The sequence below is a fragment of the Mycolicibacterium sp. HS_4_1 genome (assembly GCF_054515875.1).
Window position 1 is genome coordinate 1,762,434 of record NZ_CM137261.1, and the last position, 19,556, is coordinate 1,781,989.

Sequence of the window (19,556 nt, forward strand, 5' to 3'; positions counted from 1 at the left end):
GAGACCGACATCCGGGAGCTGCGCACGCGAGGAATGAACGGGCCGGACGACGCGCGCCTGGAGCTGTTGCGGCGCAAGCTTGCCGAGCGCGGCCTGCAGTCTCAGAACCAGGCGCACGACGGCGTGGCCGCCGGGCCGGTGCTGTCCGACGGCCAGCGCCGGATGTGGTTCGTGCAGACCGCCGAACCCTCGGGTGCGCTGCTCAATGTCTGTGTGTCTTTTGCCATCACCGGCGACCTGGACCACCAGCGGCTGCAGGATGCGGTGAATGCCGTTGCCGCGCGTCATCCGGTGCTGCGCACCACTTACCGGGCAGATAGCACCGGCGAACCCGGCCTGACGGTGCATGACCAGCTGGCTCCCGGCTGGAGCACCCATGATCTGAGCGCGCTCTCCGACGCGTCGCGCACCCTGCGGCTCGAGGTACTGGCGCAGCGGGAATTCGGCACGCCGTTCCAGCTCGACACGGAATCACCGTTGCGGATCAGCTTGATTCGCACCGCGGCGCACGAGCGCGTCATGCTGCTCACCGCCCACCACATTGCCTGGGACGACGCCTCCTGGCAGGTGTTCTTCAGGGACCTCACGCGGGCCTACGAGGGAGAATTGGCCGGCGAAGGGCTGGCCGAGGTGATCCCGGCCTCGGTGCCCGCCGATGATCACACCGAGGCGCTGGAGTACTGGCGGTCCGTGCTCGCCGATCTGCCTGAGCCGCTGGAACTTCCGGGCCCGCACGGCTCTGTGGTGCCCGCCGGTCATCGCTCACAGCGCGTCACCCGGCGTCTCGATGCAGACACCGTGGCCCGGGTTTCCGAGCTGGCCCGCCAGACCGGTGCCACTCCGTACACCGTGCTGCTGGCGGCCTTCGGCACTCTGCTGCACCGCTACACCCATGCCCATGACCTCCTCGTCGCGACCCCGGTCCTCAACCGCAGCGGCGGCACCGAGGACGCGCTGGGTTACTACGGCAACACGGTGGCGCTGCGGTTGCGGCCCGAATCGCGCAAGAATTTCGGCGATTTCGTCACGCAGGCCAAGGACACCACCCATGGTGCGTTCGCACATCAGCAGATCAACCTGGACCGGGTGGTGCGCGAACTCAACCCGGACCGCCGCCACGGCGTCGAGCGGCTGGCACGGGTCTCGTTCGGCGCCCGCGAAGCTGACAGCCGAGGCTTCTGCCCGCCCGGCATCACGTGCCGCCGGGCCGGGTACCGCGGCCAGCAGACGCAGCTGCCGCTGGGCTTCATGGTCGAATTCGACGACGACGGAGCGCTGGTCGAGGCCGAGTACCTGACCGAAGTCCTCGACGCCACACTGGCCGACCAACTGCTACGGCATTACGTGGTGCTGCTGGAGTCCGCGCTGGCCGACCCCAGCCGAGCACTGGCCGAGCTGGAGCTGATGGATGACCACGACACTGACTGGCTGCGCCAAATGGCAACGGGCGAACAGTTCAGCACGCCGGACACGACGCTGGCCGCGCTGATCGAGGCCCAGGCCGCGCGCACCCCGGACGCGGTCGCCGTGGCCTACGAGGGCCGCTACTACACCTACCTCGAACTCAACGCCGAGGCGAACCGGTTGGCGCACCGGCTGATCAGCCAGGGCATCGGCACCGAGGACCGGGTCGCCGTGCTGCTCGACAAGTCACCCGAACTGGTGATCACCGCGCTGGCCGTCGTGAAGGCCGGCGGCGTGTATCTGCCGGTCGACCCGACCTACCCCGAGGACCGCCTGGCCTTCATCCTGGGCGACTGCGACCCGAAACTTGTGATCCGCGAACCGATCACCGACCTGGTGGGCCAGCGGGACGACAACCCCACCGACGCCGACCGCGTGCGGCCGCTCACTGCGGGCAATACCGCCTACCTGATTTACACCTCGGGCTCGACCGGTCTGCCCAAGGGCGTTCCGGTACCGCACCGTCCGGTCGCCGAGTACTTCGTGTGGTTCGTCGACGAGTATCAGATCGACGCCGACGAGCGACTGCTGCAGGTGGCCTCGCCGAGCTTCGACGTGTCCATCGCCGAGGTGTTCGGCATGCTGGCCTGCGGTGCGCGGCTGGTCATTCCACGCCCGGGCGGCCTCAATGACATCGGGTACCTGACCGAACTGCTCCGCACCGAGGGCATCACGTCCATGCACTTCGTGCCTTCGCTGCTGGGCCTGTTCCTGTCGCTGCCGGGCGTCAACGAATGGCGCAGCCTCAAGCGCGTGCCGATCGGTGGCGAAGCGCTGCCGGGCGAGGTCGCCGACAAGTTCCACGCCACCTTCGACGCGCTGCTGCACAACTTCTACGGGCCGACCGAGACGGTCATCAACGCCAGCCGGTACCGCGTCGAGGGCAAGCAGGGCACGCGCATCGTGCCGATCGGCAAGCCGAAGATCAACACGCAGATGCATCTGCTCGACGCTGCTTTGCGTCCGGTGCCGGTCGGCGTCATCGGCGAGATCTACATCGGCGGAACGCATGTCGCGCACGGCTATCACCGGCGCCCCGGCCTGACCGCCGAGCGATTCGTCGCCGACCCGTTCACCGCGGGCGGCCGGCTGTACCGCTCGGGTGACCTGGCCCGCCTCAACGCGGAGGGCGACATCGAATTCGTCGGCCGGGCCGACGAGCAGGTCAAGATCCGTGGCTTCCGGATCGAACTCGGCGAGATCGCCGCGGCCATCGCGGTGGACCCCAGCGTCGGCCAGGCCGTCGTCGTGGCCAGTGACCTGCCCGGCCTCGGGAAGAGCCTCGTCGGCTACCTCACGCCGGCCGAGCGCGGAGACCTGGAATCGGTGGAGGTGCAGCGGATCAAGGCCCGGGTGGCGGCCGCGCTGCCCGAGTACATGGTGCCGGCCGGCTACGTCGTCCTCGACGAAATCCCGATCACCGCACACGGCAAGATCGACCGCCGCGCGCTGCCCGATCCGGATATCCAGTCCCGCAACGCGTTCCGGGAACTGACCACCGACACCGAGCGCAAGGTCGCCGAGCTGTTCGCCGACCTGCTCGGCGTCGACCACGCCGGGGCCGACGATTCCTTCTTCGAACTCGGGGGACACTCGCTGCTGGCCACCAAGCTGGTCGCCGCGATCCGGGCGCGCTGCAACGCCGAGATCGGCGTACGCGAGGTGTTCGAGCTGGGCACCGTCTCGGAGATTGCGGCCCGCATCGACACCGGGGCGCCGCGCAGCCATCCGCCGCTGCGCGCCATCGAGCACACCGGCACGCGCCAGATGTCGGCATCGCAACTGCGCCAATGGTTCCAGTACCGCATCGACGGCCCCGGCCCGGTCAACAACATTCCGTTCGCGGCCCGGATCACCGGTCCCTGCGACGTCGACGCCTTCGTCGCCGCGCTCGGCGATCTGGTCGAGCGGCACGAGGTGCTCCGTACCACCTACACCGAAATCGACGGTGTGCCATACCAGGTGGTGAGCGATCCGGCTCCGCTGCCGGTCCGCCGCGCCCGTGGTGCCGACGAAGAGTGGCTGCACGCCGAACTCGACCAGGAACGGCGCTACGTGTTCGATCTGGAAGCACAGTGGCCCATCCGGGCCGCGGTGCTGTCCATCCCCGGGCAGCACGTGCTGTCGATCATGGTGCACCACATCGCCGCCGACCACTGGTCGGCCGGCGTGCTGTTCACCGACCTCGTCACCGCGTACCGGGCCCGCCTCGAGCAGCGTGCACCCGAATTCGCGCCGCTGCCGATCCAATACTCGGATTACGCGGCCTGGCAGGCCACCCTGCTATCCGATGAGTCGGGAATGCTTGCCGCGCAACGCGACTACTGGCGGGGTCAGTTGGCCGAACCGCCCGCCGAACCCGGGCTGCGGCCCGACTTCAGCCGGCCGCCGGTGCTCTCCGGTGAGGGCGCGTCGGTACCGTTCGTCATCGACCCCGACGTTCGCAGCAAACTGACCGCGCTGACCCGCGAACTCGGTATCACCGACTTCATGCTGCTGCAGTCGGCGGTCGCGATTGCGCTCGCGAAATCGGGGGAGGGACTCGACATTCCGCTCGGCACCCCGGTGGCCGGCCGCACCGAGGCCGAACTCGACTCTCTGGTGGGCTTCTTCATCAATATCCTGGTTCTGCGCAACGACCTGACCGGAAATCCGACCCTGCGCGAGATTCTGGTCCGCTCACGGGACATCGCGCTGGCGGCCTACGCACACCAAGACCTGCCGTTCGACCACGTCGTCGATGCGGTCAGCCCGGCCCGGTCGTTGTCGCGCAACCCGCTGTTCGGCGTCGTCGTGCACGTGCGGGAGGACCTGCCGACCGACCATCTCATCGATGCGCGCGCCGACGGCGACACCACGTTCACCGCGCTGGAGCCGACGTTCGACGTGGCACACGCCGACCTGTCGGTGAATTTCTTTGCCACGCAGGACAGTTACCGCGGACACCTGATCTACCGCACCGATCTGTACACGCCGGAGACCGCCCGCAGTCTCGCGGACCGGCTGGTCCGGGTGATCACCGGCATCGCCGAGAACGCCGACCAGCGACTGCGGGATTTGCGGGTGGACGAAGCCGTCGAAGGCCAAGATGGGGTGCTGGTACTCGACGAGTGGCGCCAGCCTGTGGGCATCGGCGTCGTCGGCGACATCTACCGGGAGTCGGCGCCCACCGGCGAACGCGGCAGGTGGTTGGCCACCGGACAGCTCGAGCGCATCGAGGCCGTCCAGCTGCGCACAGCGCGAACCGGGTCGACGGTGGTGGAGCCCGCCCGTACCGATACTGAACGGGCACTCATCGCACTGCTGGCCGAGGTCCTTGACGTCGACGCCGAGATCAACCGCGGCGACGACTACTTCAGCCTGGGCGGCGACAGCATCAAGGCGGTGCAGCTCGCGGCCCGCGGCCGTGACGCCGGGATGAAGTTGACCGCCCGGATGGTCTTCGAGTACCCGACGGTCCACGAGTTGGCTGCCGCGATCGATGCCCGGTCATCGGCGGAAACCGAAGGGGCACAGGGTGCAGATCGCGAGCATGCACCGATGACGGTGTCGGGCCTGTCCGCCGACGAACTGGCCGAGCTGACCGCGTCGTTCGCGACATCGTGGACCGCATCGCAGGAGCCGCAGTGACCACACTGCCACCGGCGCCGGTCATCGAAGACGTCCTGGCCCTGAGCCCGCTGCAGCAGGGGCTGTACTCGATGGCCCAACTCGATCAGGCGGACGACCCCTACCTGATCGCGATGTCGGCCGATATCGAGGGCGACCTCAATGCGTCGCTCCTGCGGGAGTGTGCGGCAGCGTTGCTGGTGCGCCACCCGAACCTGCGGGCCAGCTTCGTGCCGGCCGGGAGCCGGACCGTGCAGGTGATCCCGAGCGCCGTCGACCTGCCCTGGCGGCAGCTCACCGCCGAGTCGCCCGACGACGCCGACAACCTCGAAGCACACGAACGGCGCCGGCCGTTCAGTCTCGAGCAGGGCCCGGCCATCCGATTCCTACTCATCGAAATGCCGGACCAGTGCTGGCGGTTCGCGGTCATCGCGCATCACATCGTGATCGACGGCTGGTCGCTGCCACTGTTCGTCGGCGAACTACTCGCCCTGTACACCGCAGGCGGCGACCTCACGGTGCTGCCCGCCGCACCGCGCCCGTACCGCGACTACATCGGCTGGCTCGCGGCCCGCGACCCCGAGGTCAGTCGCCGGCTATGGCAGCGGCACCTGGCGGGGCTGGACGGCCCGACCATGCTGGCTCCGGCCCTCGGGTCCGGTGAACTCGGCGACGATCTGCCGCACACCACCGAGATCAAGGCGTCCCGCGACACGACGCATCGTCTGGTCGAGGCGGCGCGGGCCCGCGGCGTCACGGTCAGCACTCTCGCCCAGATGGCCTGGGCGGCAATACTGTCGGTGCTCACGGACCGGCGTGACGTCGTCTTCGGCGTCACGGTCTCAGGCCGGCCGGGGGAATTGGCCGGCGTCGAATCGATGGTCGGGTTGTTCATCAACACTGTGCCGCTGCGGATCCGACTGGACCCGCAGCGGCGTGTCGGCGAGCAGTGCCTGGCGGTGCAGCGGGACGCCGCCGAATTACGGGAGCACAGCTACCTGTCGCACACCGAACTCCGGTCCCTCGGCGGAGTCGGCGAACTGTTCGACAGCCTCCTGGTGTACGAGAACTTCCCGCCGGGCGGCCTGGTCGGCAGCGGCGAATTCGAGGTCCGCGGAGCCGCTTTCCGTCCCCGGGCACTGCAGAGCCTGGCGCATTTCCCGATCACCGTCGCGGCGCACCTGACCGACGGCGAGCTGACCATTCTGGTCGAGACGAAAGACGGCGCCACCGGGCTGCTCTCACCAGACAGTCTCGGCCGGCAGGTGCTCGCGGTGATGCAACGCCTCGTCGACTGCTGGGACCGGCCGTTGCGCGACGTCGGAATCCATCTGGCCGCACCCGCGTTACCGGGCCCGCCCGTTGCCACCGAAACCGGCGGCATCCACGAGAAATTCACCGCCACTGCGCGCCGCAATCCCGGGTCGGTGGCCCTGACGTATGACGGCGGCGCACTGACGTTCCGCGGTCTCGACGAGGCATCCGACCACGTCGCCGCAGAACTGCGGCGGCGCGGCGTGGAGACCGAGATGCCGGTGCCGGTGCTGCTTCGCCGCGGCCCTGACTATGTGGTCGCGATGCTTGGCGTGCTCAAGGCCGGTGGAATGATCGTGCCGCTGGATCCGTCGATGCCCGTTGATCGGGTCGAGGAGATCCTCGGCCAGACCGACGCATCGATCATCGTGGATGACGCCCTCGTGACCGCCGCGAGCAACACCCCAGTCGGCGATTTCACACCGGAGCCAACACATCCCGGCCAGGGTGCCTACATCGTGTTCACCTCCGGTACCACCGGCAAGCCCAAGGGCGTGATCGGCACGCATGCCGCGGTGCTGTCGTACGCTGCCGACCACGCCGCTCGGGTGCTGCACCCGGCGGTCGCGAAAGCCGGTCGCCCACTTCGGGTTGCGCATGCCTGGTCGTTCACCTTCGACGCGGCCTGGCAGCCCCTGGCGGCGCTGCTCGACGGCCACGGTCTGCACATCGTCAGCGACGAGGTGCAGCGTGACGCCGAGGCACTGGTGGCGACCATCGGCCGGTACGGCATCGACCTCATCGACACCACGCCGTCGATGTTCACCCAGCTGCAAGCCGAAGGCCTGCTGACCACGGTGCCGCTGACCGCGCTGGCGCTGGGCGGCGAGGCCGTCGACCCGAACGCGTGGGCGGCCATCCGCGACGAATGCGACCGCACCGGCATGTCTGCGTACAACTGTTACGGCCCAACGGAAACCACGGTGGAAGCCGTCGTAGCGGCGTTCACCGAACACCGCATGCCTTCCATCGGGCACCCGACCACCACGACTCGTGCCTATGTCCTGGATGCGTGGCTGCGGCCGGTGCCGGACGGCGTCACCGGCGAGTTGTACCTGTCCGGTGGCCAGCTCACCCGCGGTTACCTGGGCCGTGCCGGGGAGACCGCCGCACGGTTCGTCGCCGACCCGTTCGCGGCCGGCGCACGGATGTACCGCACCGGCGACGTGGTGCGCCGCGATCCCGCCACTGGTGGCCTGCAGTTCCAAGGGCGCTCCGACGATCAGGTGAAAATTCGGGGTTTCCGCGTGGAACCCGGTGAGGTCGCCGCGGTGTTGCACGCTCATCCCGGCGTGCGGCAGGCACATGTCACCGTCCGGCGGCATGTCAGCGGGCCGCGGCTGGTCGCGTATGTCGCCGGGGCGGCAGCTGCCGCCGAGCTGAGGCGGATGCTGGCCTCCCGGCTACCCAGATATCTTGTGCCGCACCACATCATCGCCGTCGATGAGATTCTGCTGACCGTCAACGGCAAGGTGGACGACGCGGCGTTGGCGACCATCGACGCCGTATCCGGCGCCGGACAGGCGGCGGCTCCGGCCACCGCCACTGAACGGGCGGTGGCACAGTTGTTCGCCGACGTCCTCGAGGTGGCCGAGTCGTCGGCACTCGACGTCACCGCTGACTTCCTGGACCTCGGGCTGGACAGCATCGTCGCGCTGTCGGTGGTACAGGCCGCACGCCGCCGCGGACTCGCATTGCGCGCCCGGATGATGCTGGACTGCGCCAGCATTCGCGAACTGGCCGACGAGCTGGATGCCGAGAACGAATCGGCCGCGGCGGCGGCCGAGGAATCCGGCCCGGTGCCGGTGTTGCCCAATGTGCATTGGCTGTACCAATTCGGCGATGCCCGGCGACTGGCCCAGACCCAGGCGCTACGCGTGCCGGAAGCCATGACCGCCGCGCAGCTGACCACGTTGTTGCACAACGTCATCGCCGCGCACCCGGCTCTGCGCTGCCGACTGGACCGGGCCACCATGACCCTGGTCGACCATCCGGTGGGGAACGTCCTCACGGAGGTCACCGTGGCAGGTGACGTTGTCGCCGCGGTGGCGGAGCAGACCAATCTGGCGGTCGAGCGGCTTGACCCGGAGCAGGGACGCCTGCTGCAGGCGGTGCTGCTGCACCCGCAAGACAGTGCCGGGGAGTCCGGTGCCAAGGTGCTGGTGCTCAGTGCCCATGTGCTCGCCGTCGACCCGGCGTCGTGGCGAATCCTGCTGGGTGAGTTGGAAAACGGTTGGCACGCACTGACAGCCGGCGCCGAACCAGCCGCGATCCGGGAGCACACGAGCTATCGGACGTGGTCCCGGCTGGTCGCCGCACGTGCGCAGCATCTCGACACAGCCGACTTCTGGGAGGCACAGGTCGCCGGGCCCGACCCACAGCTCGGCAATCGCCGGGCGAATCCCGAGACCGACTGTGCCGCAGAAGTGGTGGTTTCCATGGGGCTCATCGATCCCGAACTGACCGCGCGCGTGCTCGCGGCCGGCCAGCCGGTCACTGATCTGCTGGCCGCCGCGACCGCCCGCACCGTCACCCGTTGGCGGCAGCGCCGCGGGCAGGACACTCCGCCACCGCTGTTGGCTTTGGAGACCCATGGCCGCGCCGACACCGTGGTGTCGGGCGACCAGGTCGATACCGGGGATTCCGTCGGCCTGTTCAGTGCCATCTACCCGCTACGTCTCAGTTCCGAAGCACCCCAACAGGTCAGCGCCGAGATCGCCGCGGTTCCGGGCCACGGCATCGACTTCGGCCTGCTGCGCTATCTGCGCGCGGACACCGCCGAGCGGCTGGCCGCGTACCCGGAACCCCAGGTGTTGCTGAACTACCTCGGCCGTGTGCATCTCGGGGCGAGCGGTGATGCCCTGCGGCTCGACGGGGCGCTGCTGGCCGGCGCGTCACCGGTGCCCGAACCGAACTACGCGGTGTACCACGAGCTGACGTTGCTGGCGGGAGTCATCGACCGTGATGGCATCGCGGCTCTCGGCGTCCAATGGCGCACGGTGCCGGACATTCTCAGCGCAGACGATATTGCCGAATTGCAGCAGCTGTGGGAAGCGCAGCTCAGGGAAGTGGTGAAATGACGACCAGCGAGGAGCCGGAGGCGGATCGCGCATGACTGAGCCCCGAAACACATTGGCCGTCATCGGTGCCGGTGCCAAGGCGGTCGCCGTGGCTGCCAAGGCCGCTGAACTTCGCGCCATGGGCGTGGATGCGCCCGCGGTCGTCGCGGTGGAACGCCTTGGCGTCGGCGCCAACTGGCAGGCCGCCGGCGGCTGGACCGATGGCCGGCACCGGTTGGGTACCGGTCCGGAAAAGGACGTCGGTTTCCCGTACCGCTCCGCGCTCGTGCCGCGGCGCAACATCGAACTCGACGAACGGATGATGCGGCACAGCTGGCAGTCCTACCTGATCTCGACAGGGCAGTTCGCCGAATGGATCGACCGCGGCCGGCCCGCGCCGACCCACCGGCGCTGGAGCCGGTACCTGGCATGGGTGGCCGAAAGCGTGGCCATGCAGGTGATCACGGGCGAGGTCACGCAGCTGTCGGTGGACGGCGACCAGTGGGTGCTGCACTGCCGCGATCAGCAGGTCCGTGCTGACGGTGTGATGATCACCGGGCCCGGACAGGCCGAGCGCTCCATCCTGCCCGGGCACCCGCGGGTGCTGTCGATCGCCCAGTTCTGGCATCGGGTCGCGCAGGACGAGCGCATCAACGCCGAGCGGGTCGCCGTCATCGGTGGTGGCGAGACCGCTGCGACCATGCTCGATGAGCTGTTCTCGCACCGGGTTTCGACCATCACGGTGATCTCACCGGGCGTCACGCTATTCACCCGGGGCGAGGGCTACTTCGAGAACACCCTGTTCTCCGACCCCACCGGCTGGGCCGGCCTGAGCGTTTCCGAGCGCCGAGATGCCATGGCCCGCACCGACCGTGGCGTGTTCTCCGCGCGGGTCCAGGACTCACTCCTGGCCGACGACCGCATCCGGCACCTGCGCGGCCGCGTCGCCCATGCCGTGCCTCAACAGGACCGAATCCGGTTGACCCTGCAGACCGAACGCGAATCCGGTTGCCTGGAGGCGGTGCACGGCTTCGACCTGGTGATCGACGGCTCCGGCGCCGACGCCATGTGGTTCGCGCCGCTGCTGAGCCAGGATGCGTTGGACGTGCTGGAACTCGGTATCGGGGCGCCGCTGTCGTCCGACTCGCTGCAGCAGTCCATCGGCTACGACCTCGCGGTGACGGGCGTCGCGCCGAAGTTGTTCCTGCCCAGCCTGTCCTGGCTCACGCAGGGGCCCGGTTTCCCCAACCTCAGTTGCCTCGGTCTGCTGAGCGACCGGGTGCTGGGTGCCGAACTGTCCACACAATCCGTGAGGAGAAGCGATGAGCAGCAATCCGTTCGATGACGAGAAGGGTTCGTTCTACGTCCTGATCAACGACGAAGAGCAGCACAGCCTGTGGCCGACCTTCGCCGACGTGCCCGCCGGGTGGCGGGTTGTGTTCGGCGAGAGCACGCGCGCCGACTGCCTGGCCTACGTCGAAGAGACCTGGACCGACATCCGGCCGAAGACGTTGCGCGATTCCCTGGCCGGCTGAGCCGCGGATCGAGGCAGTCGGGTTGCGCATCTGTGGGCGTTGACCGTTCACAGACGTTCACAGAGTCCGCGTAGCGAAGCGTCTGGACGCACCATCAACGCTGACATCGGCGGTGAAGTACCTGCGTTCAATCGGCATGGTGATCCGACGGCGGTTTTTGCACTCAGGGACTTCTGACGGCCTGGAGAAGTACCTACCGTCAATCACAGCGGCCGCGCCTGCCTCCTGATTGACGTCATGTACTTCTCTGGCCCGGCTTCACGTGAGCAGGGTTCCGGCCGGCAATGGTCGGGGGCGCCCACCTGCCACTCTCGGATACGTCCCGCGGGCCTGATCTTCCGCGTGATCCCCGTCGTTCGGTGGCCCGAGTAGAGTCGCGAGAGCCAAAGCTGACCAGGGGAGCAGCAATGACATATCCGGATCCTCGGTACCCGCAGCAACAACCGCCATCAGGGCCCTATCCGACAGGTCCGTATCCGCCCGGCGGCTACCCGAACCAGCAGCCGCCATATCCCTACCCGCAGCCGGGCTACCCGCCGCCCTATGGCTACCCGCGGCCGCAGCCCGAGCCGCGGAGCGACGGGAATTCCGCGGGCTGGCACGCCGCGAGTATGGCGATCGCCACGTTGTTCCGCGGCACCTACGGTCTGGGCGGCAGTGCCCGTAACCGCGTCATCACCGCGCTGATGTGTTTGGGTATCGGGCTCGTCGCGTTGGTGATCGTCGTGCTGGCCGGCATGTACCTGCGCTAGCGAGCGTCACTCGCCGGTGGGCGAAATCTGCTGCGACAGGGGCACATCCATGTCGTACACCCGGGCGTGCAGCACCACCCTGTTCCGCAAGGCCGACCGCACCGCACGGTGCAGGCCGTCCTCCAGATAGATGGTGCCCTGCCAGCGCACGGCATGCGGGAACAGATCGCCGTAGAACGTCGAATCCTCGGACAGCAGCCGGTCGAGGGCGAGCACCGTCGTGGTGGTGACGATCTCGTCGAGACGCAGCTGCCGCGGCGGAATCTGGGCCCATTCGCGGTAGCTCAGCCCATGTTCGGGGTAGGGCTTCCCGTCGCGTACCCCTTTAAAGATCACGAGGAGATCCCGCCGCGAACTTCCCAAAGAGCCGAGCGGGTCCGCGGTAACAGCGTCGGCATACACCCGACCCTAGCGGTTCGACTCGGTGTTTGCCGAGGCATCCAACCACCAGATGGGCTCTGCGGGGCGTCCAGATCCAGCGTCACCGTAAAATGGCAGGGAATCGGGAGGTGACGAATGGGTAGTGCCGACGACCGTCGCTTCGAGGTGCTCCGCGCCATCGTTGCCGACTTCGTCTCTACCAAGGAGCCCATCGGCTCCAAGACGCTCGTCGAGCGCCATAACCTCGGCGTTTCGAGCGCCACGGTGCGCAACGACATGGCCGTGCTGGAGGCCGAGGGCTACATCACACAGCCGCATACGAGCTCGGGCCGGGTGCCTACGGAGAAGGGCTATCGCGAGTTCGTCGACCGAATTGACGACGTCAAGCCGCTGTCGTCCAGCGAGCGCCGCGCAATCTTGACTTTCCTGGAGTCCGGGGTCGACCTCGACGACGTGCTGCGCCGGGCGGTCCGGCTGCTCGCGCAGCTGACCCGGCAAGTCGCCATCGTGCAGTACCCGACGCTGTCGCGGTCCACGGTGCGCCACCTCGAGGTGGTGGCCTTGACCCCGGCCAGGCTGTTGCTGGTGGTCATCACCGACACCGGCCGGGTCGACCAGCGGGTCGTCGAACTCGGCGACTCCATCGGCGAGCATGAGTTGTCCCAGCTGCGTGAGCGGCTCGGGGTGGCGCTGGAAGGAAAGCTGCTGTCGGCCGCGTCCATCGCGGTGGCCGACCTGGCGTCGCAGATGGACGGTCACGGCGGCCTCGGCGATGCGGTGGGCCGTGCGGCGACGGTGCTGGTCGAGACCCTGGTCGAGCATCAGGAGGAGCGGCTGTTGCTCGGCGGCACCGCCAACCTGACGCGCAACACGGCTGATTTCGGCGGGTCCCTGCGGTCGGTGCTGGAGGCGCTGGAAGAGCAGGTCGTGGTCCTGCGGTTGCTGGCTGCCCAGCAGGAGGCAGGTAAAGTCACGGTACGCATCGGCCACGAAACCGAGGCCGAGCAGATGGCAGGGACGTCAGTCGTGAGCACCGCCTACGGAAGTTTGGGCAAGGTTTACGGCGGGATGGGCGTGGTGGGCCCCACTCGGATGGATTATCCGGGGACCATCGCCAACGTCGCGGCCGTCGCCCGGTACATAGGCGAGGTTCTGGGCACCCGGTGAGGGTGCCCAGCGGTTCGAGAGATTAGGCAAGGTTCTTAGGCGTGGCACGCGATTACTACGGCCTGCTCGGCGTGAGCAAGGGCGCCAGCGACTCGGAGATCAAGAAGGCCTACCGCAGGCTGGCCCGCGAGCTGCACCCCGATGTCAATCCCGACGAGGGCGCACAGCAGCGGTTCGCGGAGATCAGCACCGCCTATGAGGTCCTCAGCGACCCGGAGAAGCGGCGCATCGTCGACCTCGGTGGTGACCCCATGGAGAGCGGTGGAGGCGGCGGTGGTGGTGCCGGCTTCTCCGGTTTCGGGGGCCTCGGGGACGTGTTCGAGGCGTTCTTCGGCGGCGGTGCGTCCTCGCGCGGTCCGATCGGCCGGGTGCGCCCCGGTTCGGACTCGCTGCTGCGCCTGCGGCTGAGCCTCGAGGAATGCGCGACGGGTGTCACCAAGCAGGTCACCGTCGATACCGCGGTGCTGTGCGACGTGTGCCAAGGCAAGGGCACGCATGGCGACTCCCAGCCGGCGCGCTGCGACACCTGCCACGGTCAGGGTGAGGTGCAGACGGTCCAGCGTTCGCTGCTCGGCAACGTGATGACGTCGCGGCCCTGTCCCGTGTGTGGCGGTGTCGGTGAGGTGATCCCCGACCCATGCCACCGGTGCGGCGGCGACGGACGCGTGCGGGCGCGCCGTGAGGTCAGCGTGAAGATCCCGGCCGGCGTCGGAGAGGGCATGCGCGTGCGGTTGGCCGCGCAGGGCGAGGTCGGCCCCGGCGGTGGTCCCGCCGGCGACCTGTACGTCGAGGTGCACGAGCAGCCCCACGACCTGTTCCTGCGGGACGGCGACGACCTGCACTGCACCGTCTCGGTGCCGATGGTCGACGCCGCGCTGGGCACGACCGTGACCGTCGACGCCGTCCTCGACGGGCCCACCGAGATCACCATCGCGCCGGGTACCCAACCCGGTTCGGTCACCACGCTGCGTGGCCACGGTATGCCGCACCTGCGGTCCGGGGTCCGTGGCAACCTGCACGCGCATATCGATGTGGTGGTGCCGTCCCGGCTCGACAACCGCGACCTGGACCTGCTCCGCAAGTTCAAGGAGCAGCGCACCCGCGACGTCACCGAGGTGCGGTCCACGCAGAGCGTCGCCGGCGGCAGTGGTGGCCTGTTCAGCCGTCTGCGCGAAACCTTCAGCGGCCGTTAGCCTTCGGGGCTGTTGGTGAGCCGGGCGCTGTTCTACGTCGACGCGGTGCCGCCCGTCGGCGGTGTCGCCGTCGTCGACGGCGACGAGGGATTCCACGCGGCGACGGTTCGCCGCATCCGTCCGGGAGAGGAACTGGATCTGTCCGACGGGGCAGGGACGTTGGCGCACTGCGTGATCGAGGATGCGGTGAAGGGCCGGTTGACGGCGCGCGTGCTGTCGGTCACCGACGTCCCGGCTGCGGTTCCGACGGTGACGGTGGTCCAGGCCCTGCCCAAATCCGAACGCTCGGAGCTGGCAATCGAATTGGCCACCGAGGCCGGCGCCGACGCCTTCGTGGCCTGGCAGTCCGAGCGCTGCGTTGCCCGGTGGGACGGTGCGGCCAAGGTGGAGAAGGGCTTACGACGCTGGAGTGCGGTCGCCCGGTCGGCGGCACGGCAGTCCCGACGGCCGTACGTGCCGTCGGTCAGTGGCCCGATGTCGACCGCTGAGCTGGTCGCGTCGGTCGGGGCAGCCAGGGGTGAGCGAAGCGACGGGATGGGTCATGCCACCCTGGTCCTGCACGAGTCAGCGGAAGTGGCACTGCGCGATGTGATTTCGCCGTCCACCGGGGCTGTGACGCTGATCGTCGGGCCGGAAGGCGGTATCACCGACGGCGAGGTGGCGGCGCTGGTGGCCGTCGGCGCGGTCGCTGTTCGGCTGGGACCGTCGGTGCTGCGGACGTCGACCGCTGCGGCAGTCGCGTTGGGTGCTTTGGGCGTGCTGACGCCGCGCTGGGAGCCCTGACGGTCAGTGCTCGCCGCGCAGGTATGCCGCCTCGGCCTCGGCGACCGCGTCGTCGGCTTGTCGCGGAGTCGGCAGGTCGGAGGCGTTGGCCTCGATGATCGCCTCGACGCGTTCATCGTCGAGCCCCTCTGCCCGCAGGACGCTTTCGATGAGGGCACGTTGCACCGCACGGCCCTTCATGTTCGCGAGCTTCGCGGTTGACAGGATGCTGCGGGCGAGTTCGGTCTCGGTTGCCGCGGCGGCTCCCGGCGCGAGTTTGATCCGCTGGATCGAACCGCTGATCGAGGCCTCGGCGGTGACGTTGCCTGCGGGGTCGGATACCGCGAACACCACCACCCGTGGCCCTTCGTCCTGCTGTGGTGGTTCGTCGTCCTGCGGTGCGGCGGTAGCCGGTGGCTCCATCGCCGCGGCATAGGAGTCGGCCCCGGCAGGTTCTTCGGCGCGTGCCTCGTCATCCGGCGTCACCAGCAGATCCAGACTTGAATCGTCTGGGTTTACCTCGTCGCCGCCGGTCTCGCTGAGATAGTCGAGCGCACTCTCGGTGTCCTTGTGCTCGTCCTCTGGGTCGTCCCAGGAATGGTCGGACATCGATCAGATCTGCATCTGCTTGCTGAGGTGGGAGCCTTCCTGCGCGTCCGTCTGATCGTATTGAGAGGCGGCTGTGGTCAGATTCGAGGCCAGGTTGCGGGACTTGTTCTGCATCTGCTCGCAGGCGGCCTTGCGTGCGTTGTTCGCGGCGCTCAGCGCCGATTGCGTCGACATGCACAGCGGCCCGTGGGTGGCCAGCACTTTGACTTCGACATACGACGTGGTGTCGCCGGCAGCGCTGAACACCGCGGCAGCATCGTCTTGTTTGGTGGACAGCTGGCGCAACTCTGAGGTCGTTACTTGCAGTTTGCCGGCCATGTGTCGCTCCTTTCAGAAAGCCTAGGTTTCGGTTGTGATGCGCGGTGGCGCAGTGGGATTCGACGGATCGAGGCTCACGTGGACAGGGCCTTTGGCGCTGTCGGGATCGACTGCCACCTCGACGTGATGGGCCCCGTCGTCGAACGACACCTGGATGGGTGCACGCCCCGCGGGTGACTCCGCGCCGGGGGCGGCGCCCGGCGGATTCTGGTCCGGCGGTTGGGCATTGGGATCGGCGGTTGCGTCGTCGGGCTTGCCGTCGCCGTCCTTGTCCGTGCCGGGTGCGTTCGGATCCTGAGCATTGGGGTCCTGCTTGCCCTGCTGTGCAGCCTGGGCCGCCTGCGTCGCGGCTTGCGCCGCCTGACCCGCGATGCCGGCGAGGCTGCCGAGGAGTCCGCCGCCACCCCCGCTGCCGGAGCCACCGCCCATCTGCGGCAGCGACGGCATGCCGCCGCCGGCGCCTGCGCCTGTGCCGGCGCCGGTGGGCATGCTCGAGGCGGCAGGCACCTGCGGCATCGACGGCATGCCCGGAGTGCCGCCGCCGGCGCCAGCGCCCGAGCCGCCGCCCGAGCCGCCGCCCGAACCGCCACCGGAGCCGCCGCCCGAACCGCCACCGGTTCCGACCGGGTTGCCCGGTCCCGGCGGGTTGCCGTTGGGGTTGCCGGCGCCCGGCGGGTTGCCCGTGGGACTGCCCGGTCCCGACGGGTTGCCGGTGCTGTCGGTCCCAGTGCCGCTCGAAGCGGGTGGCGGCGGCATGGTGCTCAGCGGCGCCGCGTGCGAAGCGCTCTGGTACATGCTCGTCGCCTGGCTCAATTGGGCTGCGTTGCTTGATGACTGCGCCATCATGTTGCTCATCGTCACGCCGGCGGCCGCGGCGGCAACGGCGACCGATGCGGCCTGGAGTGCAAGCGATTCCGGAGAGCCGATCACCGATGCTTCCAATGCCAGGCAGACGGGGATCATCGCACCGAGGCCGGTGGCGATGTTGTCCATCTGATCGCGTCCGTCGGCAACCTGCTGCGCTTCGGCGCCCAGGATCTGCACGACCAGATTGTCAGCCTGCAGCAATTGTTCGGCGCTGCCGATCTGCTCGGCGTTCCTGCCGGAGTACGACGAAGCGGCGCTGCCGTGCCATTCGTTCGGATAGGCGTTGCTGAGTCCGTCGCCGGCGGCCTGAAAAAGCTCGGCGCCCTGCGAGAACGATTCCCCGGTATCGGGATCACCCATACCGAAGCCGAGCGACACGAGCGACAGCCCGTACATCCCGCCCTCGATGATGGGGGTCGCTGCGGCCTCCGGCATCAACATCTGGGCGAGTTGGCCCGCGTCGTTGGCCAGTCCGACGAGGCCGCCGATCGGGTCGCCCGCCATCATCTTCTTGATGTTGTCCGCGATGTCCTGCGCCGTGTCGAGGGCGTTGTCGACCTTGTCGAGGACGTCGTTGGCTTTGTCGAGCACCTCCCCGAGCTTGCCCAACGGGCCGCCGCCGTGATGGTCGCCGCCGTGATGGGGGCTGTTCCCGGGTTCGTCGCCGCGGTGCGGGCGGGGAATGCGCTGTGTGGGCTCGTCGTCACCGTGGTGCCCAGGGTTGGGGTGACTGTTGCGGGGGTGCGAAGGGTTCGGCGCATGTGGCGGGTTCGGCGTATGCGGTGTATGCGGGCGCCCTGGAAGTCGCGGATGACCAGACATGCAGAACCCTCCCCGATTCCTCACCGTCCCGACGGACCCTCGCCGGCGAATTCGAGCCTAACAGCGCGCAGCCTCCCTCCATTGCGCTAATTCGGAAGCCCACGACGGGGCCGTTCGAGCGATCCGTGTGGCCCGGGACACAGCAATTCCTGCCAGTAAACATCAATTTCCTGCCAGTGGAATTAATCTCTTGACCTGCCTGTTTACATCAATGTCACAGCGGCTCGGGCCGCAATGGGACAAAGACGGACAGAAGACGTGAAGGGGAACTCACCATGAAGAATTTCGGAATTGCAGCAGTTATCGCCGGTGGGTTGGCCGCCGGCGCCATGGGGTTCGCCGTTCCCGCCGTTGCCGCCATCGGCCAGGCACCGACAGGAGTGCAGGCAACGATGGCGCCGACGGGGGTAGATCACCTGAACTGGCTGGACGACGTCCACCAGGGTGCCAAGTCGCCCAAGGTCGACACCAACGTCCACCAGAGTCGGTAATCGGCGACAACTACCACGTAACCCGCGGGCGGTACCGGACATCGGTACCGCCCGCGGCCTGCGTGACCAGCCAACTCGTTGGGCGTGGCATCGGCTCGGCGGTAGAATGTGCTTTCAGCTCGACCCAAGAAAGCAGGCATCGAAAACCACGTGACGCCCCGCGATACGAACGCCGCCGCGTCGCGCTCCTCGGAGCTCGACCCTTCGGTTCGAAGCAGCATCACTGTTCCGCCTGACCTTGTGATGGGCCTGCTCGGCTCCGCTGACGAGAATCTGCGGGCCTTGGAGAATCTGCTGGCGGCCGACATTCACGTTCGCGGCAATTCGCTGTCGATAGCCGGCCGGCCCGCCGATGTGGCGCTGGCCGAGCGCGTCGTCAGTGAGCTCATCGCGATCGCCGCCGGTGGCCAGTCGCTGACCCCGGATGTCGTCCGCCGCAGCGTCGGCATGCTCGACGGCGCCGAGAGCGAGTCGCCGGCGCAGGTGCTGACGCTGGACATCCTGTCGCGGCGCGGCAAGACGATCCGGCCCAAGACGCTCAATCAGAAGCGTTATGTCGACGCGATCGACGCCCACACCATTGTCTTCGGCATCGGTCCCGCCGGCACCGGCAAGACCTACCTGGCAATGGCAAAGGCCGTCAGCGCATTACAGACCAAGCAGGTCAGCCGGATCATCCTGACCCGTCCCGCCGTCGAAGCGGGGGAGCGCCTCGGCTTCCTGCCCGGCACCCTGAACGAGAAGATCGACCCGTATCTGCGCCCGTTGTACGACGCGCTGCACGACATGATGGATGCGGAGATGATCCCGAAGCTGATGGCCGCTGGGGTTATCGAGGTCGCGCCGTTGGCATACATGAGGGGAAGGACGTTGAACGACGCCTTCATCATCCTCGACGAGGCGCAGAACACCACCGCCGAGCAGATGAAGATGTTCCTGACCCGCTTGGGTTTCGGTTCGAAGATCGTCGTCACCGGCGACGTCACCCAGGTCGATCTGCCGGGCGGATCGAAGTCGGGTCTGCGGTCGGCCGTCGAGGTGCTCGACGGCATCGAGGACATCCACATCGCCGAACTCACGAGTGCAGATGTGGTGCGCCACAAGCTGGTGTCGGAGATCGTCGACGCGTATGAAGCAGCGGAAGCCAAAGTGAGCGAGCACGGTCTGGCCAACCGTTCACACCGCCGAGCCACCGGCCGGACGAGGCGGTGAC

At 68.2% G+C, this 19,556-nt stretch carries 14 protein-coding genes; 10 read left to right on the forward strand and 4 right to left on the reverse strand.

Going from position 1 to position 19,556, the window contains the following annotated elements; translation table 11 throughout:
* Positions 1 to 33 precede the first annotated feature (33 nt).
* From ACX12F_RS08350 to ACX12F_RS08370, 5 genes are all read left to right on the forward strand, one after another.
* Complete coding sequence (locus ACX12F_RS08350) at positions 34 to 5,094, forward strand: non-ribosomal peptide synthetase (RefSeq protein WP_459370277.1); 5,061 nt, start codon at positions 34 to 36, stop codon at positions 5,092 to 5,094.
* Complete coding sequence (locus ACX12F_RS08355; RefSeq protein WP_459369132.1) at positions 5,091 to 9,467, forward strand: non-ribosomal peptide synthetase; 4,377 nt, start codon at positions 5,091 to 5,093, stop codon at positions 9,465 to 9,467. The genes ACX12F_RS08350 and ACX12F_RS08355 overlap by 4 nt, the downstream gene beginning before the upstream one ends.
* A 31-nt stretch (positions 9,468 to 9,498) precedes the next feature.
* Complete coding sequence (gene mbtG, locus ACX12F_RS08360; RefSeq protein WP_459369133.1) at positions 9,499 to 10,791, forward strand: NADPH-dependent L-lysine N(6)-monooxygenase MbtG; 1,293 nt, start codon at positions 9,499 to 9,501, stop codon at positions 10,789 to 10,791.
* Complete coding sequence (locus ACX12F_RS08365) at positions 10,769 to 10,981, forward strand: MbtH family protein (protein ID WP_459369134.1); 213 nt, start codon at positions 10,769 to 10,771, stop codon at positions 10,979 to 10,981. Before mbtG ends, ACX12F_RS08365 begins: the two co-directional genes overlap by 23 nt.
* A 407-nt stretch (positions 10,982 to 11,388) precedes the next feature.
* Entirely contained in the window at positions 11,389 to 11,733 is a 345-nt protein-coding gene (locus ACX12F_RS08370; protein ID WP_459369135.1) for a hypothetical protein, read from the forward strand.
* Positions 11,734 to 11,739: 6 nt separating this feature from the next.
* Here ACX12F_RS08370 and ACX12F_RS08375 read toward each other — a convergent pair whose 3' ends face one another.
* Positions 11,740 to 12,069 (reverse strand): type II toxin-antitoxin system VapB family antitoxin, encoded by a 330-nt coding sequence (locus tag ACX12F_RS08375; protein WP_459369136.1) that lies wholly within the window; start codon positions 12,067 to 12,069, stop codon positions 11,740 to 11,742.
* Positions 12,070 to 12,249: 180 nt separating this feature from the next.
* Between ACX12F_RS08375 and hrcA the strand changes: the two genes are divergently transcribed.
* Genes hrcA through ACX12F_RS08390 form a run of 3 tightly spaced genes read left to right on the forward strand, consistent with a single transcriptional unit; the run spans position 12,250 to position 15,257 of the window.
* A complete protein-coding gene (hrcA, locus tag ACX12F_RS08380) occupies positions 12,250 to 13,281 on the forward strand; it encodes a heat-inducible transcriptional repressor HrcA (RefSeq protein ID WP_459369137.1) in 1,032 nt (343 codons plus the stop codon).
* A 41-nt stretch (positions 13,282 to 13,322) separates the two neighbouring features.
* Positions 13,323 to 14,474 carry a molecular chaperone DnaJ gene (gene dnaJ / locus ACX12F_RS08385; RefSeq protein ID WP_459369138.1) on the forward strand — a complete coding sequence of 384 codons (1,152 nt, stop codon included), beginning with the start codon at positions 13,323 to 13,325 and terminating at the stop codon, positions 14,472 to 14,474.
* Positions 14,475 to 14,489: 15 nt separating this feature from the next.
* Positions 14,490 to 15,257, forward strand: coding sequence for a 16S rRNA (uracil(1498)-N(3))-methyltransferase (locus ACX12F_RS08390; RefSeq protein ID WP_459369139.1), 768 nt, complete (start codon positions 14,490 to 14,492; stop codon positions 15,255 to 15,257).
* Between the two features lie 3 nt (positions 15,258 to 15,260).
* On the opposite strand, the gene ACX12F_RS08395 is transcribed toward ACX12F_RS08390, so the two are convergent.
* The 3 genes from ACX12F_RS08395 to ACX12F_RS08405 are packed head-to-tail and all read right to left on the reverse strand — an operon-like array spanning position 15,261 to position 17,852.
* Positions 15,261 to 15,845 (reverse strand): hypothetical protein, encoded by a 585-nt coding sequence (locus tag ACX12F_RS08395; protein ID WP_459369140.1) that lies wholly within the window; start codon positions 15,843 to 15,845, stop codon positions 15,261 to 15,263.
* Positions 15,846 to 15,848: 3 nt separating this feature from the next.
* Positions 15,849 to 16,163 carry an ESX-1 secretion-associated protein gene (locus tag ACX12F_RS08400; protein ID WP_459369141.1) on the reverse strand — a complete coding sequence of 105 codons (315 nt, stop codon included), beginning with the start codon at positions 16,161 to 16,163 and terminating at the stop codon, positions 15,849 to 15,851.
* Positions 16,164 to 16,184: 21 nt separating this feature from the next.
* Positions 16,185 to 17,852: an EspA/EspE family type VII secretion system effector gene (locus ACX12F_RS08405; RefSeq protein WP_459369142.1), complete on the reverse strand. Its 1,668-nt coding sequence runs from the start codon at positions 17,850 to 17,852 to the stop codon at positions 16,185 to 16,187.
* Positions 17,853 to 18,127: 275 nt separating this feature from the next.
* Here ACX12F_RS08405 and ACX12F_RS08410 point away from each other — a divergent pair, with 275 nt between their 5' ends.
* Positions 18,128 to 18,343, forward strand: coding sequence for a hypothetical protein (locus tag ACX12F_RS08410; protein WP_459369143.1), 216 nt, complete (start codon positions 18,128 to 18,130; stop codon positions 18,341 to 18,343).
* 150 nt (positions 18,344 to 18,493) lie between these two features.
* Positions 18,494 to 19,555: a PhoH family protein gene (locus tag ACX12F_RS08415; RefSeq protein ID WP_459369144.1), complete on the forward strand. Its 1,062-nt coding sequence runs from the start codon at positions 18,494 to 18,496 to the stop codon at positions 19,553 to 19,555.
* The last annotated feature ends 1 nt before the right edge of the window (position 19,556 follow it).

What these genes read in the sequence shown, in the direction of transcription:
- hrcA (WP_459369137.1), top strand. Translation starts at nt 12,250, where the DNA reads ATGGGTAGTGCCGACGACCGTCGCTTCGAGGTGCTCCGCGCCATCGTT.
- ACX12F_RS08395 (WP_459369140.1), bottom strand. Translation starts at nt 15,845, where the DNA reads ATGTCCGACCATTCCTGGGACGACCCAGAGGACGAGCACAAGGACACC.
- ACX12F_RS08400 (WP_459369141.1), bottom strand. Translation starts at nt 16,163, where the DNA reads ATGGCCGGCAAACTGCAAGTAACGACCTCAGAGTTGCGCCAGCTGTCC.
- ACX12F_RS08405 (WP_459369142.1), bottom strand. Translation starts at nt 17,852, where the DNA reads ATGTCTGGTCATCCGCGACTTCCAGGGCGCCCGCATACACCGCATACG.
- ACX12F_RS08410 (WP_459369143.1), top strand. Translation starts at nt 18,128, where the DNA reads ATGAAGAATTTCGGAATTGCAGCAGTTATCGCCGGTGGGTTGGCCGCC.
- ACX12F_RS08365 (WP_459369134.1), top strand. Translation starts at nt 10,769, where the DNA reads ATGAGCAGCAATCCGTTCGATGACGAGAAGGGTTCGTTCTACGTCCTG.
- ACX12F_RS08350 (WP_459370277.1), top strand. Translation starts at nt 34, where the DNA reads ATGAACGGGCCGGACGACGCGCGCCTGGAGCTGTTGCGGCGCAAGCTT.
- mbtG (WP_459369133.1), top strand. Translation starts at nt 9,499, where the DNA reads ATGACTGAGCCCCGAAACACATTGGCCGTCATCGGTGCCGGTGCCAAG.
- ACX12F_RS08370 (WP_459369135.1), top strand. Translation starts at nt 11,389, where the DNA reads ATGACATATCCGGATCCTCGGTACCCGCAGCAACAACCGCCATCAGGG.